The sequence below is a fragment of the Streptomyces sp. PSU-S4-23 genome (assembly GCF_055632315.1).
On record NZ_JBVMUU010000002.1, the window covers coordinates 3,578,328 to 3,594,182 of the forward strand.

The window sequence follows — 15,855 nt, forward strand, 5'->3', positions numbered from 1 at the left end:
GCTGCGGCACCGGCGACGGCCGGACGTGGACGGCGGTCGGCCGGTAAGCGCATACCGACCGTCCAGTTTGGCGAAAAGCCCACGCGACCCGGACCGCCACGAGTAGCGTGCGCGTCGCTCACCCCCCGCTCCCTGCGGTCCGCCCGACGGACCCGAGCCACGCAAGGAGAACCGGGATGTCCGACGCGTTCCGCCCCCCGCACTCGTCCCCCGGGTATCCGGCCCCCCACAACTCGTCCCCCGAGTATCCGGCCCCCCACAACTCGTCGCCGTCGTATCCGACCTACCCGACCTACCCGACCCATCCGGCCCATCCCACCTATCCGACCTATCCCTGGCAGCCGCCGCCTCCCCGGCCGCCCAGGCGGCGCCTGCCGCGCCACCCACCGCTCGGGCACCACAGCGACCTGCGGCTGCTGCGCAGCGCCTACCGGTGGCAGCGGCGCGTGGCCACCCTCACGGCGCTCGGCTACTTCACCGTCTTCCTCGCCCTGTCCGCGTTCGCGCCGGCCTTCATGACCGGCACCGTCTCCGGCGGCCTGACCACGGGCCTGCTGCTCGGACTGCTCCAGGTCCCCGTCACCTGCCTGGCGATCGGCCTGTACGAGTACACGGCACGCCGCACGGTGGACCCCATCGCCGGCCGCATCCGCACCCAGGCCACCCTGGACGCCAGACGGGAGGCGGCGCGATGAGCACACCGCCCGGGGCCGGGAAGGTCATCGGATTCAGCAGTTCCACGCACGCCATGTCGCTCGTCGCGTTCAGCGCGGTCGCCACCATCACGCTCCTGCTGTGCGTGATGACCGGGCCCGAACGCGACGACATCGAGGAGTTCTACACCGGCTACGGCTCCCTGTCCCCGATGCGCAACGGCCTCGCCATCGCCGGCGACTACATCTCCGCGGCGACCGTGCTCGGCACCGGCGGGGTCATCGCGCTCACCGGGTACGACGGTGTCGTCCTCGCGCTGAGCACGGCCCTGTCGCTGATGCTGCTGATGTTCCTGCTGGCCGAACCCCTCCGCAACGCGGGCCGGTTCACCATGGGCGACGCACTGGCACGCCGGATGCCGGGACGGGCGGTGCGCATCGCCGCGTGCGCCGCGGCCATCGCCGCGCTGCTGCCCCTCATGGTCGTCCAACTGGCCGGAACCGGCGATGTGGTGGCGTACATCCTCGGCTTCACCAACGACTCCCTGAAGACCGGCTGCGTCGTCGGCCTCGGCGCCCTGATGATCAGCTACGCGGCGATCGGCGGTATGAAGGGCACCGCGCTCATCCAGATCCTGAAGATCGTGACGCTGCTCGGCTCCGGCACCGTGGTGGCCGCGCTGATCCTGCACCGCTTCCACTGGGACCCGGGTGCGCTGTTGGCGGCCGCCGCCGGGAACAGCGGGGTGGGGCCCGCCTTCCTGCACTCGGGCCTGGAGTTCGCGAACAGCCCCATGCCCCGGCTGGACATGATCAGCTCGGAGCTGACGGTGGTGCTCGGCGCCGCCTGCCTGCCGCACGTCACCATGCGGATGTACACCGCGAACAGCGCCCGCCAGGTGCGCCGCTCGATGTCCTGGGCGGTGTCGGCGGTCGCGGTGTTCGTGCCGGTCATCACCGTGATCGGGTTCGGCGCGACGGCCCTGCTGGGACGCGCCACGGTGACGGCGGCCGATCCGCAGGGCAACACGGCCTATCTGCTCGGCTCCCGGGCGGCCCTGGGGACGGAGGTGTCCGTCGCCGGGACCGTGCTGTTCACCGCGGTCACCACGGCGATCTTCCTGACCCTGCTCGCCTCGGTGGCTGGCATGATCCTCGCCTGCGCCAACTCCCTCGCCCACGACGTGTTCGCGGGCCGTGTGCAGGAGATGCCGCCGCGCCGCGAGATGATCCTGGCGCGTGTGTCGGCCCTGGCGGTGGGCGTCCCGGCGATCCTGCTCGCCACCGCCGTCCAGCACCACAGCCTGCAGCCGCTGGTGACGCTGTCGTTCTGCCTGGGCGCGTCCGCGATCGCGCCGGCCCTGGTGTACGGCCTCTTCTGGCGCCGCTACACCCGGGCCGGCCTGCTGTGCACCCTGATCGGCGGCACGGTGACCGTCCTCGTCCTGATGACCGGCACGAACCTGGTCTCCGGCTCGCCCACCGCCGCCTTCCCCGAGGCCGACTTCAACTGGTTCCCGTTCACCACCACCGGTGTCGTCTCCATCCCGCTGGGCTTCGCCTACGGCTGGCTGGGGACGGTCGCCTCCGGCCGCCGCCGGGCCGCCGAGCAGCGACGGCAGTACGAGGCGGTGGAGGGATGGATCCTGGCGGGGGCGGTGCGCAGGAGCGGCTGACCCGGAGCGCGCCCGGGCCGCGGCCTAGTCGGCGGCGGCCCGGCCCGTCAGCATGGCGAGGCTGTTGCGCACATGGTCCATCTGGGCCTGTACGCAGTCCCATTCCTCGCCGTGCTCGCGCAGCACCCGCTCCGTCTCCCGGGCGATCCGGTCCTCCCGCACCCGCGCCTCGGCGATCAGCTCGGCGGCGCGCTCCTGCGCGTCGAGCTCGATCTGCCCGGCCGACTGCTCCGCCGCGGCGAACGCGCGCTCGGCCTCCGCCAGGGCGGCCTCCGCGCGCACCGCCCGGTCCGCGCTCAACGCGTCGATCTCCGCGGCCCGTTCGGCCTCGGCACGCTCCTCGCCCTCCCAGCACTCGGCGTACTCCCGCTCCTGCTCGGCGAGCAGCGCCTCGGTGCGCTGCCGCATCTCGCGCAGCGCCGCCAGCGCCTCGCCGCGCCCCTCCTTCACCTCGCGCCGCGCAGCGACCCGCAGATCGTCCGCCTCGGCCCGGGCCGCCAGCAGGCGGGTACGGACCCGCTCCTCGGCCTCGGCGCGCACCTCGTGCGCGTACTCCTGCGCGGCCTCCAGCAGGCGCCGTCCCTCGTCCTCCGCCCCGGCGACGAGGCGCTGCGCCTCCTCGCGTGCCCCTTCCCGTACGGCGGTGGCCTCCTCCTGCGCCAGGTCGAACAGCCGACGGGCGCCGTCGCCGAGGGTCTCGTACGTCTGCGGGCCCAGCTGCCCCACGGTCTCGCGCAGCCGCGCCAGGTCGCCCTCCATCTCCTTCGCCAGGACGGTCAGCCGCGCGGCCCTCTCCCAGGCGGCGTCACGGTCCCGCGAGAGGGCCGCGGTGTACGCCTCGACCTGGTCGGGACGGTAGCCGCGGCGCACGGTCACGAAGCCGTACGGCGGCTCCGATGCGCTGCTCATCGTGGAACCCCTCTCCACCTGACCCACACGAACCAATGATTTCGCGCACATCTTGATGGATCAGACGGAAGCGTTTATAACGCGACACTCCGCACATAAGCAACGGATCTCGCCGGACACCACCTGAAAAGGGGGCAGGGCCCGGTCGTACGAAGCCGTACGACCGGGCCCTGCCCCGTGAGGAACCGTCAGGACCGCAGGAGACCGTCAGGAACGACGTGTCACAGCAACCCGTCCCACATCTGCTCCAGCAGCACCGACCACCAGCTCTCCGGAGAGCCGAGCGCCGCCGGGTCCAGGGAGGCCAGCTGGGCCTGGAAGTCGACGGTCCAGCGTCCCGCCTGCTCCTGGTTGAGCCCGTACCGCAGCCGCCACATCCGGCCGAGCAGCGCCAGACAGCGCACGAACTCGGGCAGCCCCGTGTTCACGAACTGCGGCGGCACCGGAGCGCCGCCCGGGCCGGCCTCCACGGGCACCGCGACGATGTGCGCCGTGCCGTACTGCACACAGATCGCCTTGCCGAAGTCGCTGCCCATGACCAGGTACGAGCCCGCGTCCGCGGCCGGCTGCACCCCCCGCTCCTGCGCCAGCTCGGCCAGCGTCGGCACCGGACGGCCCGGCTGTGCCTGCGCCCAGAAGAACGGGCCCATGTCGAGGGGCAGACCGGCCACCACCAGGGTGTGCGCCACGATCGGCGGCACGCCCTGCCGGGAGACCGCGGCCTGGTCGAACCGGAAGACACCCGGCCCGAAGGCGGCCGCCAGCTCCTGGGCGACGGCCTCCGGCGGCACCGGAGGCACCGGCTGCACCGGCTGCAGCGGCGCGCGCACCGGCCCCGGCCGCGCCGGACCGTCCGCCACCTGGTGCAACTCGCCCTGATGCGCGAGCAGTTGCTGCATGCCCTGCTGGCGTGAGGCATGGTCGGTGCCGTACGGGGCGATGCTGGTGATCCGCGCCTGCGGCCAGTTCTCCCGGATCATCCGCGCACAGTACGCACCCGGCAGTTCGCACGACTCCAGCTCCGTGTGCAGCTCCAGCACCTGGTCCGGCGGGACGTTCATCGCGCGCAGCTCGTGGAAGATCTGCCACTCCGGGTGCGGGGTGCCCGGCGCCGAACGCCGGATGAGCTGCTGCTCCGAACCGTCCTGCGCGCGGTAGCGCAGCACGGCCTGGTAGCCCGGGCCGACCGTCGGCCGGCCCTGCGGCGGATAGCCGTACGACGGCTGCTGACCGGGCATCGGCTGTCCCGGCACCGGCTGTCCCGGCACCGGCTGCGGGGCACCGGGCGGCATGCCCGGAGCACCCGGGGGCGGCGGGGGCGGCGGGGGCGCGCCCGGGCCGCCGACCGCCGGCCCGGCCAGCATGGTCTCGGCGTGGTGCACGGCACCGGGGCCGGCGGGAGCACCCGGGGCACCGGGAGCGCCCGGGGCACCCGGCGGCTGCGGGGCACCGGGGCCGCCGACCGCCGGACCCGCGAGCATCGTGGCCGCATGGTGCACACCACCCGGCGGCGTCCCCCCACCGGCCGGCGGCTGCGGCGCACCCGGACCCGGCTGACCCGGGGCTCCGGGAACACCAGGAGGCCCCGGCGGCTGCGGCGCACCCGGGACGCCGGGAGCACCGGGCGGGCCCGGCGGCTGCGGCGCACCCGGACCCCCGACCGCCGGACCCGCGAGCATCGTGGCCGCATGGTGCACACCACCCGGCGGCGTCCCCCCACCGGCCGGCGGCTGCGGCGCACCCGGACCCGGCTGACCCGGGGCTCCGGGAACACCAGGAGGCCCCGGCGGCTGCGGCGCACCCGGCGGGGGCGTGCCCGGGCCCGCCGCGGCCTCGGGTCCGTCCGGGCCGAGCTGCGAGACGAGCTGCGTGGGCACATAGCCGCCCGCCGGAGCACCCGGAGCACCCGGCGCGGACGGCGGCGGCGCCGCACCCGGACGCGCCCCGGGCACACCGGGCGCACCCGGCGGATGCGGCACGCCACCGGCCTGCACGCCCCGCGGAGGCGCCGCCTTGCTGGTCGCGGCGTCGGCGATGTCCCCGGCGTTCGGGGCGAGCCGCTGCCCGGGCACCGGCGAACCGGCCGGGGGCTGCGCCGGGCCGGGCCCACCCGGAGCCTGCGGCGCACCCGGCACGGGCGTACCGGGACCGCCCACGGAACCCTGCGGATAGCCGTACGAGGGGGCGCCCGGAGGCGGAGCACCCGGGACGCCCGGCGCCTGCGGCCCACCCGGGGCGGCGGCCGCGCCCGGCACACCGCCCGGCGGCGTCCCCGGGGCACCCGGCGCACCCTGCCCGTCCAGCACCGGAGCCACCGTCGTGCGCGGCAACTGGCTGCCGCCCGCCATCAGCGCGGTCTTCGCGTCCGGTGGCGACGCGGGCGGCGGCGAGCCGTCGGCGGCGTCGGCACCACTCAGCGGCGGCGCGAACACCGTCGCCGGCAGCGGCACCGAACGGTCCTCGCCCGCCTCGGCGTTGGTGTCGGTCCCCGCCCAGGGCGTCGCCCCCGCGGGCGCACCCGGCAGCGCGTCCCGCGCCTCCTCGCCGGCCCCGGCGGCCGGCCACGGCGTACCCGCCGCCGATCCCGCACCGCCCGAAGGCGCCGCGGACGCCGCCGCGGCCGGCGGGTCCCCGGCTGCGGCGGCGCCCGCCGGACGCGAACCGGCACCGCCCGGCGCCCCGGAGACCGCCCCCGAAGAGGCCCCGGAAGAGGCCCCGGACGACGGCGCCCCGGCCTCCCGCCGGCGATCCGGGATGCCCATCCTGTCCGCCGCGTCCTGGAGCCACTCCGGCGGACTCAGCAGGAACGACGTCTGGTTCAGATCGACCCGGGCCGGAGCCGCCGGCGCGGGCTGCGCCGCCGCGTCCTTCACCCCGTACTCCTCCTCGTACCGGCGGATGACCTCACCCACCGGCAGCCCGGGCCACAGCGTCGCCTCACCGCTGTCGCGGGCGATGACGAGCCGCTGCGCGCCCCCGTCGGACCTCGGCCCCTCCGCCCGGTCCTCCGCCCACACCACGAACCCGAGCTCGAACTCCCGCACCCGCACCTCACGATGCTGGTACGACGGCACATCACCGTTGATCCACTCTTCCGCGCGCTCCTGCGCCTGCGCGAACGTCACCATCGCCCGACCTCACTCCCCCGCCGACGGCACGGGCACCGCACGCGCGAACCCGCCGTCCACCATCAGGTTCGCCACCGTCTCCAACTCCGGCGGATTGCCCGCGAGCCGGGACAGGAACCGGTCGAAGTCCTCACCGCACGGCAGGAGAAGCCGTGCCACACGGTCCGCCGGCGCCCATGACGCATCCACGTCCCGCACGTCGTCGTACGCGCAGAACCACACCGAACCGGCCCGCTCGCCCTTCACCTTCACGGCCAGCAGACCGCCCTGCACGAAACCGACCCCCAGGTAATCCTTCGTCAGATGGTCACGCAGGCACTTGTTCACATACACGAGGTCGTTGACCGCCGCCTCGTCGCGCACCGTGAAGAACGGCTGGTCGACCAGCAGCCCCAGCTCGGCGTCGAGCGCCGCGCCCACCGGCGCACAACCGCCGGCCGCCTTCAGGAACGAGCGGTAGGCACCCGGCAACCGGTACCCCAGCTCCTCCTCGACGCCCAGCACCTGCTGCTCGGTCACCGCCACCGACGACCGCGGCAGCCCGAAATGCGCCGGCCGCGTCTCCTGCAACGGGCGCGTGCCCCGCTTGTTCTGATCGACGTTCGCCGTCGCGATCCCGCCGTGATGCCGCAGCAGCGCCTTCACCTCGACCGGAATCAGCTCCAGACGGCGCGTCCCCCGGACGTGGTGCCACGTCCAGCCGTGCGGGGTCGCCACCGCGGGGATCGTCTCCCACAGATCGTGCCCCGACGCCGCGAGCGCCGCGTTCGCCGACACGTAGTCCGTCAGCCGCAACTCGTCCACGCCGAAACCCTCCGGCGGCTCGGCGATCTCCGCCGCCGCACGGGCGTACGGCGAGAAGTCCGGGTAGCCGTACTCGTCCACCCTTACCCCTCTCGGGTGACGGGCGGCCCGGACCGGATCCGGAAAGTGCACGACCTGCCCCGCGTAGGCCGCGTTCGGCGGCGCGGCGTGTCCCCCGGCCTGGCGGCCGGGAGGTGCCCCCAGCCCGAGCCGACCTGTCGTCATGGCGGTTGCCCCCTGCGGCGTTCTGTCTGGCCTGTACGGCGATGAATCGCGGATGCCGAACAGCCTATGCGGTACGACGACACCGGTCACCGGGCCTCCGGTCCCATGGCCGTTCATCCGGCCGTCACCTCCGTGACCAGCCGTCACCCTGCCGTGACCGTCCGCCGAAGCCCTGGCGTGTCACGACGCCCCAGCTTCCCCAGCAGCCACGGCATTTGGCACTCTGGGGTGCCACCCGGGGGATGCAAGGGAGGGGAAGACGATCATGAACGCGACACAAACAGACACGTCCGGAGACCCGCGCGTCGGCTGGAGCACCGCCGAGGCGACCGCCGCCCCCCCCCTGCGCCACCGCCGCGACGGCATACTCCCCACCGTCGCCGCCGCCCTCTCCGTCCGCGGCGCCACCCTGACCGGCACCGCCGCCCGCGGCGACCAGCCGCCCGCCCTGCACCCCCTCGTGCAGGACTTCCTCGACACCCTCACCAGCGGCCAACGCGACCGCTACACGGGACGCTGCGCCGAGGTGATCCTCATCTCCCGCCATATCGCGGCCGCCGACGCCGCCCGCAGCAAGCGCGCCGCCCGCAAGCCGATGACCAACGGCGAGGCCCGCAAGGCCCTCAAGCAGGCCAAGCTCACCGCCCGCCGCATCCGCGAGGACGGCGACCCGCTGCACGGCAGCTTCGCCGCGCCCTGCCGCGCCTGCACCGCACTCAGCAACCACTTCGGCGTACGCATCGTCGACCCCACGGCGCAGCGCTGACCCCTCCCCCACCCCCGCACCACCGCACCACGGCGCCCGCGCGCCGGTCCCGGCACTCGACGAACGAAGGGCAGATGCACGCCGACCGCTCCTCCAGCACCCGCCTCTCCAGCACCCGCTCCTCCAGCACCCGCTTCTCCGTGCCCGTGGACGCCGCACTGCGCACCGCGGGCTGGCAACCGGGCCGCTGGGACATAAAGCAGGCGGAAGTCTGGGCCGACACGCTGCGCGGCCACACCTCCCCCGCGGGCCACCGGCACACGGTGTTCCCCGCGGCCGTCGAGGCATGGGCCGAGTTCGGCGGCCTGCGCGTCACCGCGCAGGGTCCCGGCCGGCAAATCGCCCCCGCCGCGCTCCACCTCGACCCCCTGCACGGCCTCCACATGGCCCGCACCCTCGGCGACCTCGGCCGCGCCCTCGGCACCGACATCTGCCCCCTCGGCGAGGAATCCGACAGCCGCGCCCTGCTCGCCATCGACGCCGAAGGCCGCGTCTACGTCCTCGACCACACCGGCGACTGGTACCTGGGCCCGGACATCGACCACGGCCTGACCACCCTGATCACCGGGATCGAACCGGTACGGCTGACCGCGGGCTGACCACCGGAGCGGGCCGCGCCCCCGAAGTCACGCGGCCCCGGCCGGAATCACCGCCGACACCCGGAACCCGCCCGCGTCCGTCGGGCCCGACACGAACACCCCGCCCAGCGCGCTGACCCGCTCCTTCATCCCCACCAGGCCGTTGCCCCCGCTGGGCAGCCGCGCCGCCCGCGCCGAACCCGGCTCGGGCGGCGGCTCGTTCTCGACCTGCATCGCGATCTCCGCGCTGCGGTGCGCCAGCCGCACATGCGTCTTCGCCCCCGCCGCGTGCTTGTGCACATTGGTCAGCGCCTCCTGCACCACGCGGTACGCCGTCTGCTCCACCTCCGGCGCATACGAGCGCGCCTCGCCCTCCACGGACAGGCGCACGACCATCCCGGCCGCCGCCGACTGCCCGACCAGCTCCTCCAGCTCGGCCAGACACGGACCGTCGGCGGGATCCTCCGCGGCCCGGGACGCGGCCGCCGCCGCGGCCGCCCCGACGGCGGCCAGGGGCACGTCGGCCCGGGCGGGCCGCTGCTCCGCGAGCCCCTCCCCGCTCCGCAGCACGCCGAGCATCTGACGCAGCTCGGTCAGCGCCTGCCGCCCCATGTCCCCCACCAGGGCGGCGTTCTTCACGGCCTTCTCCGGGTCCTTCCGCGCCACGGCCTGCAGAGCCGCGGCATGCACGACCATCAGACTCACCCGATGCGCCACGACGTCGTGCATCTCCCGCGCGATCCGCGTCCGCTCCTCGTTCCGCGCCCACTCGGCCCGCTCCTCCGCCCGCTCGGCGAGCAGCATCAGCTCCCGCTCCAGCGAGTCGGCCCGCTCCCGCAGGCTCTCCATCAGCCGCCGCCGGGCGCCGATGTACAGCCCGAGCAGCACGGGAGGGGCGGTCATACCGAGCGCGGTCGTCACGGACAGGAAGGGGATGAACCCGCCCGCGATCGCCAGATCGCCCCGGACCACCCCCTGATGGGCCCGTACGTACGTCACGATGAACATCCCGACGAACGACATGCCCGCCAGCGCGCCGATGATCCGCCGGGGCAGCTCCGATGCGGCGAGGGTGTACAACCCGACCACGCCCATCAGAAAGCCCATCTGGGCGGGCGTGATGGCGATGCCCACCAGGACGACGGCGATCGGCCACCTGCGCCGCAGCAGCAGCGTGACACCGGCGAACAGTCCGAACACCGTCCCGACGGGAACCGGCAGCCCGGCGTCCCGCGAGAACTGGATCCCCTCCAGCGCGCACTCCACGGCGGACACCGCCGCGAGCGAGACGTCGAGCAGCGCGCCGCGCCACCGCCCCCACCACAAAGGCCCGGTCCCGGCCTCGGTGTGGACTTCCCCCGTCGTGGTCATGGCTCCAGACTACGGGCGTAGCGCGGGCGATTTCCGCCGAGTTCCGACGGTCGGGTCACACCACATTCCGTAATCGAACAGAAGCGGAACCGCACACTGCGGGCACGCCCGTACCGTCGCACCGAAGGCTCTCCGTACGGCATAGTGGACTCCGCGCACGAACCTGATCAACCGAATCGGGCGGAGCGCACACACCGTCCCGGATCGTCTAAGGGCAGGACAAACGGTTTTGGTCCGTTGAATGAGGGTTCGAATCCTTCTCCGGGAGCCCGCAGCGGGTCCTGACAGCACCGTCAGGGCCCGCTCTCATGTCCTCGGGGAAACGCCCCGGTATCCTGCGGATGTCCACCCCAACCCGAAAAGCCGAAGGGCATCCCCGTGAGCGCCAATCGCCCGGCAGCCGTCGTCGTTCTCGCAGCGGGTGAGGGCACCCGTATGAGGTCGGCCACACCCAAGGTCCTGCACGAGATCTGCGGCCGTTCCCTCGTCGGGCATGTGCTCGCCTCCGCGCGCGAGTTGGAGCCCGAGAACCTGGTCGTCGTCGTGGGCCACGCGCGGGAGCAGGTCGGCGCCCATCTGGCCGTCATCGACCCCGGGGCCCGCACCGCCGTCCAGGCGGAGCAGAACGGCACCGGGCACGCCGTCCGGATGGCGCTGGAGGAGTTGGGCGGGTCCGTCGACGGGACCGTGGTCGTCGTGTGCGGGGACACACCGCTGCTGACCGGTGAGACCCTGCGCAGGCTGGCCGCCACGCACGGCGGGGACGGCAACGCCGTCACCGTGCTCACCGCCGAGGTTCCGGACGCCACCGGCTACGGCCGGATCGTCCGGGACGACACCGGTGCCGTGACGGCCATCGTGGAGCACAAGGACGCCACCGAGGCGCAGCGCGCCATCCGTGAGATCAACTCGGGCGTGTTCGCCTTCGACGGGCAGTTGCTGGCCGACGCCTTGAAGAGGGTGCGGACGGACAACAGCCAGGGCGAGGAGTACCTCACCGATGTGCTCGGGATCCTGCGCGAGGCGGGGCACCGGGTGGGGGCGTCGGTCGCGGCGGACCACCGGGAGATCGCCGGCATCAACAACCGGGTGCAGCTCGCCCAGGCCCGCCGGATCCTGAACGACCGGCTGCTCACGGCCGCGATGCTGGCGGGTGTCACGGTCGTCGATCCGGCGACCACCTGGGTGGATGTCCCGGTCACGTTCGATCAGGACGTGGTGGTGCACCCGGGCACCCAGCTGCTGGGTGCCACGCATCTCGCCGGGGGCGCCGAGGTAGGCCCCAACTCGCGGCTGAAGGACACCGAGGTGGGCGCGGGCGCCCGGGTGGACAACACGGTGGCCGACGGCGCCGTGGTGGGACCGGGGGCGTCGGTGGGCCCGTACGCCTATCTGCGTCCCGGTACGCGGCTGGGCCCGAAGTCGAAGGTCGGTACGTACGTGGAGACGAAGAACGCCTCCATCGGCCAGGGCACGAAGGTGCCGCACCTGTCGTACGTGGGTGACGCGACGATCGGCGAGTACACCAACATCGGCGCGGCGAGCGTCTTCGTGAACTACGACGGACAGGACAAACACCACACCACGGTCGGCTCTCACTGCCGTACCGGTGCGGACAACATGTTTGTGGCTCCCGTCACGGTCGGGGACGGCGCCTACACCGCCGCGGGCTCGGTGATCACGAAGGATGTGCCGACCGGTTCGCTGGCCGTGGCCCGTGGTCAGCAGCGGAATATCGAGGGTTGGGTGACCCGCAAGCGTCCTGGGAGCGCGGCCGCGAAGGCGGCGGAGGCGGCTTCCCGGGAGCAGGACGACGAAGCCTGACCGGAAACAGGTGCGTCTGGCACGGCGTACCGTGATAAGTGCACACCCGCACCCCCACCAGCCGAGACGGCCGCCCGTGTCCGGCTGCGAACACCTCTGAGGAGACAGTGCTGTGACCGGGATCAAGACGACCGGCCAGAAGAAGTTGATGTTCTTCTCCGGCCGCGCCCACCCCGAGCTTGCCGAGGAGGTCGCCCACGAGCTGGGTGTCGGGGTCGTGCCCACCAAGGCATTCGACTTCGCCAACGGCGAGATCTATGTGCGGTACGAGGAGTCGGCGCGCGGTGCCGACTGCTTCCTGATCCAGAGCCACACGGCTCCGATCAACAAGTGGATCATGGAGCAGCTGATCATGATCGACGCGCTGAAGCGCGCGTCGGCGCGTTCGATCACCGTGATCGTGCCGTTCTACGGTTACGCGCGGCAGGACAAGAAGCACCGTGGGCGTGAACCGATTTCGGCGCGTCTGATCGCGGATCTGATGAAGACGGCGGGCGCGGACCGCATCCTCACGGTGGATCTGCACACGGACCAGATCCAGGGCTTCTTCGACGGCCCGGTGGACCACCTGTTCGCGCTGCCGCTGCTCGCGGACTACGTGGGCCGGAAGGTCGACCGCAACAAGCTGACGGTCGTGTCGCCGGACGCGGGCCGTGTGCGGGTGGCGGACCGCTGGTGCGACCGGCTGGGTGCGCCGCTGGCGATCGTGCACAAGCGCCGCGACAAGGACGTCGCCAACCAGGTGACGGTCCACGAGGTCGTGGGCGAGGTCGAGGGCCGCGTGTGCGTCCTGGTCGACGACATGATCGACACGGGGGGCACGATCTGTGCGGCCGCCGACGCGTTGTTCGCGCACGGCGCGGAGGACGTGATCGTGACGGCCACGCACGGTGTGCTCTCGGGTCCGGCGGCCGACCGGCTGAAGAACTCGCAGGTGAGCGAGTTCGTCTTCACCGACACGCTGCCCACTCCGGGTGAGCTGGAGCTGGACAAGATCACGGTGCTGTCGATCGCGCCGACGATCGCGAGCGCGGTGCGCGAGGTGTTCGAGGACGGCTCGGTGACGAGCCTGTTCGACGAGCAGTGAGCGTGCCGGGCCGGCGGCCCCGCTGAAGATCGTTTTTGGTACGGCCTCCCTGTCCGAGTAGACTGCCGAAGTTGCTCGGCGAGGGAGGCCGTACCGGTTCCGGTGCGGCGGTCCGTAATCGACGCGCTCTTCGTAGCAGGCCGTTCGTGGCCGGGTGACCCGTCCGTCCACCGTCCTACGAGGAGTGAACAACATGTCCGAGGTGAAGCTCGCCGCCGAGACGCGCACCGAGTTCGGCAAGGGCGCCGCGCGCCGTATCCGCCGTGACAGCAAGGTCCCGGGTGTGCTGTACGGCCACGGTTCCGACCCGCTGCACCTGACCCTGCCGGGCCACGACCTGCTGCTGGCGCTGCGCACGCCGAACGTGCTGATCTCCCTCGACATCGACGGCGAGACCCGTGCGCTGGCCATCCCGAAGGCCGTGCAGCGTGACCCCATGAAGGGCTTCCTGGAGCACGTCGACCTGCTCCTGGTGAAGCGCGGCGAGAAGGTCAACGTCGAGATCCCGGTGCACACCGAGGGCGAGCTGGCCCCGGGTGGCAACCTGCTGGAGCACGTCCTGGCCGCGCTGCCGGTCGAGGCCGAGGCCACGCACATCCCCGAGGCCGTGACCGTGTCGGTCGAGGGTCTGGCGGCCGGTGCCTCGATCCACGCCAAGGACATCACGCTGCCCTCCGGTGTGTCGCTGGCCGTCGACGAGGACGCGGTGGTCCTGCAGGTCCTGGCCGCGCAGGCCGAGGAGGCCGTGGAGGGCGAGGAAGAGGGCGAAGAGGCCGCCGGGGCCTGATCCTCACCGTCGTCGTTCCGTCAGCCGCTGTTCCCCTCAGGGGCAGCGGCTGGCGCGTATCAAGGAGACATGGACGTGACCACGCCCTCAAGCGCCCCGTGGCTGATCGTGGGGCTCGGCAATCCCGGGCCCGAGTACGCCATGAACCGGCACAACGTCGGCTTCATGGTGGTGGATCTGCTGGCCGAGCGGATCGGGGGGAGGTTCAAGCGGGCGGGCAAGGCGCAGGCGCAGGTGCTGGAGGGCCGTATCGGTCCGCCGGGTCCGGCCGGCCGCCGGGTGATCCTGGCGAAGCCGATGTCGTACATGAACCTGTCCGGCGGTCCGGTCAACGCGCTGCGCGACTTCTACAAGGTGCCGGTGGCGCAGGTCGTGGCCGTGCACGACGAGCTCGACATCGACTACGGCACGCTCCGGCTGAAGCTCGGCGGCGGGGACAACGGGCACAACGGACTGAAGTCGATCACGAAGGTGCTGGGGGCGGACTACCACCGGGTGCGGTTCGGGATCGGGCGTCCGCCGGGGCGCATGCCGGTCGCGGATTTCGTGCTGAAGGACTTCTCCTCGGCGGAGCGCAAGGAACTGGACTACTTCGTGGACCGTGCGGCGGACGCGGTGGAGTGCCTGGTGACCGAGGGCCTGGAGCGGGCGCAAAGCTCGTACAACTCCTGACTTGTCCCCCACCGGAGTTGACCGGGCGCCGGGCCATGGCCAAGGATCGCCGGCATGCCTTCTGCCGTCTCCTCCTCTCAGGGCGCGGTCGCGGCGCTGCGGCTCGGGCGGCTCGCGGCGATGGGCACGGTCGCCGTGCTGATCCTGATCGCCGGGGTGTGGGGTTCCTGGGGCACGGCGCAGCACGTGATGCTGACCAAGGGCCGTGAGCAGGGCACGATCGCGGTGACGCGGTGCGGGGCGGACACGTGCAGCGGCCCGTTCACTCCCTTGTCGGCCGGGGCGAGGGCGCGCGGGAACGTGGTGATCGAGAAGACGGCCGCGGTGAAGAAGGGGCAGACCTACACCGTGATCGTGAAGCCGGGCACGGACGACGTGGTGCGCTCGGGTCCGGCCGGGATCCTGTACGCGTGGGTTCCGCTGGGCGGGGCGTTGCTGCTGGCCTCGGTCGTGGTGGCGGGCGGGCTGCGGCTGACACGCGCGGCGTGGGTGCTGGCGGGTGCCGGGGTGGCGCTGCTGACGGCGGCGTTCGCGACGATGTGATCCCTGACATCCGTGGGCCGGGGGGACGTTGTGGGTTCGTGATTGACCCGTGGGCTCGCGAGGCTGGAGGATGAGCCGCCCCCTCCACATCTTCTGTTCATATCGTGAAGATGGACTGTTCATGCGAACCCTCATCCGCGCCGGCGCCGTGTCCGCCGGCCTCTCGGCGGCATTCCTGCTCGCCCCCGTCGCCCACGCCACCCCGCAGGGTGACAACGGCACGGTGAAGATCCACGACGCTCGAACCGGCGAGGAACTGCGCCGCAACCAGCCCCACGTCTGCTCGTTCTACCTCGACGCCTTCGGTTTCGACGGCGTCCAGCAGGCCGACTGGCACATCGACGTCTGGGCCCCGGCCGCCGACGTCAAGGGCGAGACGGTGAAGTCCGGTGACATCACCCTGGACGCGAAGGGTCATGGCCGTACCGAGGACATGACGCTGCCCGACGGGCACTACAAGCTGTTCTGGAACTTCGACGGTGAGAAGGGCGCCGCCAAGCACAAGGTGTTCTGGACCTACTGCGAGGGCTCCCAGGGCGGCGGTACGACGCCGTCCGGTTCCGCCTCGCCCCCGGCGTCGTCCTCACCGTCGGACACCGCCGGGACGACCGCCTCCCCGGGTGCGTCCGCCGGTGAGGGCGGGGCGGGCCCGTCGGCCGGCGCATCCCCGTCCGCGCAGGGCGGCGGCGACCTCGCCGAGACGGGCAGCGGCGCCCCGGTGGGTCTGCTGTCGGGTGCGGCACTCGCGATGGTCGCAGCGGGCGGTTATCTGCTGCTGCGCCGTCGAAGCGCCTCTCGGGGCTGACATCTGAGGAACGGCAGTGCCCCCGGG

At 72.8% G+C, this 15,855-nt stretch carries 14 protein-coding genes and 1 tRNA gene; 11 read left to right on the forward strand and 4 right to left on the reverse strand.

Annotated elements, in window-relative coordinates:
• The first annotated feature begins 176 nt into the window (after positions 1-176).
• Positions 177-695, forward strand: coding sequence for a DUF485 domain-containing protein (locus ACZ79I_RS16390; RefSeq protein ID WP_471498142.1), 519 nt, complete (start codon positions 177-179; stop codon positions 693-695).
• Entirely contained in the window at positions 692-2,329 is a 1,638-nt protein-coding gene (locus ACZ79I_RS16395) for a sodium/solute symporter (RefSeq protein WP_471498144.1), read from the forward strand. The genes ACZ79I_RS16390 and ACZ79I_RS16395 overlap by 4 nt, the downstream gene beginning before the upstream one ends.
• 24 nt (positions 2,330-2,353) lie before the next feature.
• Here the strand turns inward: ACZ79I_RS16395 and ACZ79I_RS16400 are convergent, their stop codons facing one another.
• From ACZ79I_RS16400 to ACZ79I_RS16410, 3 genes are all read right to left on the reverse strand, one after another.
• Complete coding sequence (locus tag ACZ79I_RS16400; RefSeq protein WP_471498145.1) at positions 2,354-3,238, reverse strand: DivIVA domain-containing protein; 885 nt, start codon at positions 3,236-3,238, stop codon at positions 2,354-2,356.
• Positions 3,239-3,459: 221 nt separating this feature from the next.
• A complete protein-coding gene (locus ACZ79I_RS16405) occupies positions 3,460-6,366 on the reverse strand; it encodes an SUKH-4 family immunity protein (RefSeq protein WP_471498147.1) in 2,907 nt (968 codons plus the stop codon).
• Positions 6,367-6,375: 9 nt separating this feature from the next.
• Positions 6,376-7,395, reverse strand: a complete 1,020-nt coding sequence (locus ACZ79I_RS16410; protein WP_471498148.1) for an SMI1/KNR4 family protein — start codon at positions 7,393-7,395, stop codon at positions 6,376-6,378.
• 265 nt (positions 7,396-7,660) lie between these two features.
• On the opposite strand from ACZ79I_RS16410, the gene ACZ79I_RS16415 reads away from it, so the two are divergent.
• Positions 7,661-8,161: a YwqJ-related putative deaminase gene (locus ACZ79I_RS16415; protein WP_471498150.1), complete on the forward strand. Its 501-nt coding sequence runs from the start codon at positions 7,661-7,663 to the stop codon at positions 8,159-8,161.
• Positions 8,162-8,235: 74 nt separating this feature from the next.
• Positions 8,236-8,760 carry an SUKH-3 domain-containing protein gene (locus tag ACZ79I_RS16420; RefSeq protein ID WP_471498151.1) on the forward strand — a complete coding sequence of 175 codons (525 nt, stop codon included), beginning with the start codon at positions 8,236-8,238 and terminating at the stop codon, positions 8,758-8,760.
• A 27-nt stretch (positions 8,761-8,787) separates the two neighbouring features.
• Here the strand turns inward: ACZ79I_RS16420 and ACZ79I_RS16425 are convergent, their stop codons facing one another.
• On the reverse strand, positions 8,788-10,110 hold the full coding sequence (locus tag ACZ79I_RS16425) for a sensor histidine kinase (RefSeq protein WP_471498152.1): 1,323 nt from the start codon (positions 10,108-10,110) through the stop codon (positions 8,788-8,790).
• Positions 10,111-10,307: 197 nt separating this feature from the next.
• Between ACZ79I_RS16425 and ACZ79I_RS16430 the strand changes: the two genes are divergently transcribed.
• The 7 genes from ACZ79I_RS16430 to ACZ79I_RS16460 all read left to right on the forward strand — a co-directional run bounded on the left by ACZ79I_RS16430 (position 10,308) and on the right by ACZ79I_RS16460 (position 15,828).
• Positions 10,308-10,378: transfer RNA gene (locus ACZ79I_RS16430), tRNA-Gln, on the forward strand.
• A 110-nt stretch (positions 10,379-10,488) separates the two neighbouring features.
• Positions 10,489-11,934: a bifunctional UDP-N-acetylglucosamine diphosphorylase/glucosamine-1-phosphate N-acetyltransferase GlmU gene (gene glmU / locus ACZ79I_RS16435; RefSeq protein WP_471498154.1), complete on the forward strand. Its 1,446-nt coding sequence runs from the start codon at positions 10,489-10,491 to the stop codon at positions 11,932-11,934.
• Between the two features lie 112 nt (positions 11,935-12,046).
• Complete coding sequence (locus tag ACZ79I_RS16440) at positions 12,047-13,021, forward strand: ribose-phosphate diphosphokinase (protein WP_471498155.1); 975 nt, start codon at positions 12,047-12,049, stop codon at positions 13,019-13,021.
• Between the two features lie 193 nt (positions 13,022-13,214).
• Entirely contained in the window at positions 13,215-13,808 is a 594-nt protein-coding gene (locus tag ACZ79I_RS16445) for a 50S ribosomal protein L25/general stress protein Ctc (RefSeq protein WP_471498156.1), read from the forward strand.
• Positions 13,809-13,877: 69 nt separating this feature from the next.
• Positions 13,878-14,480 carry an aminoacyl-tRNA hydrolase gene (gene pth / locus ACZ79I_RS16450; RefSeq protein WP_471498158.1) on the forward strand — a complete coding sequence of 201 codons (603 nt, stop codon included), beginning with the start codon at positions 13,878-13,880 and terminating at the stop codon, positions 14,478-14,480.
• A gap of 54 nt (positions 14,481-14,534) precedes the next feature.
• Entirely contained in the window at positions 14,535-15,023 is a 489-nt protein-coding gene (locus tag ACZ79I_RS16455) for a hypothetical protein (protein ID WP_471498159.1), read from the forward strand.
• Positions 15,024-15,144: 121 nt separating this feature from the next.
• Entirely contained in the window at positions 15,145-15,828 is a 684-nt protein-coding gene (locus ACZ79I_RS16460) for an LPXTG cell wall anchor domain-containing protein (RefSeq protein WP_471498161.1), read from the forward strand.
• Positions 15,829-15,855 lie beyond the last annotated feature (27 nt).

Bases quoted from the DNA above. Each gene is read 5' to 3' on its own strand.
- ACZ79I_RS16390 (WP_471498142.1), top strand. From the start codon at position 177: ATGTCCGACGCGTTCCGCCCCCCGCACTCGTCCCCCGGGTATCCGGCC.
- ACZ79I_RS16395 (WP_471498144.1), top strand. From the start codon at position 692: ATGAGCACACCGCCCGGGGCCGGGAAGGTCATCGGATTCAGCAGTTCC.
- ACZ79I_RS16400 (WP_471498145.1), bottom strand. From the start codon at position 3,238: ATGAGCAGCGCATCGGAGCCGCCGTACGGCTTCGTGACCGTGCGCCGC.
- ACZ79I_RS16405 (WP_471498147.1), bottom strand. From the start codon at position 6,366: ATGGTGACGTTCGCGCAGGCGCAGGAGCGCGCGGAAGAGTGGATCAAC.
- ACZ79I_RS16410 (WP_471498148.1), bottom strand. From the start codon at position 7,395: ATGACGACAGGTCGGCTCGGGCTGGGGGCACCTCCCGGCCGCCAGGCC.
- ACZ79I_RS16415 (WP_471498150.1), top strand. From the start codon at position 7,661: ATGAACGCGACACAAACAGACACGTCCGGAGACCCGCGCGTCGGCTGG.
- ACZ79I_RS16420 (WP_471498151.1), top strand. From the start codon at position 8,236: ATGCACGCCGACCGCTCCTCCAGCACCCGCCTCTCCAGCACCCGCTCC.
- ACZ79I_RS16425 (WP_471498152.1), bottom strand. From the start codon at position 10,110: ATGACCACGACGGGGGAAGTCCACACCGAGGCCGGGACCGGGCCTTTG.
- ACZ79I_RS16445 (WP_471498156.1), top strand. From the start codon at position 13,215: ATGTCCGAGGTGAAGCTCGCCGCCGAGACGCGCACCGAGTTCGGCAAG.
- pth (WP_471498158.1), top strand. From the start codon at position 13,878: ATGGACGTGACCACGCCCTCAAGCGCCCCGTGGCTGATCGTGGGGCTC.
- ACZ79I_RS16455 (WP_471498159.1), top strand. From the start codon at position 14,535: ATGCCTTCTGCCGTCTCCTCCTCTCAGGGCGCGGTCGCGGCGCTGCGG.
- ACZ79I_RS16460 (WP_471498161.1), top strand. From the start codon at position 15,145: ATGCGAACCCTCATCCGCGCCGGCGCCGTGTCCGCCGGCCTCTCGGCG.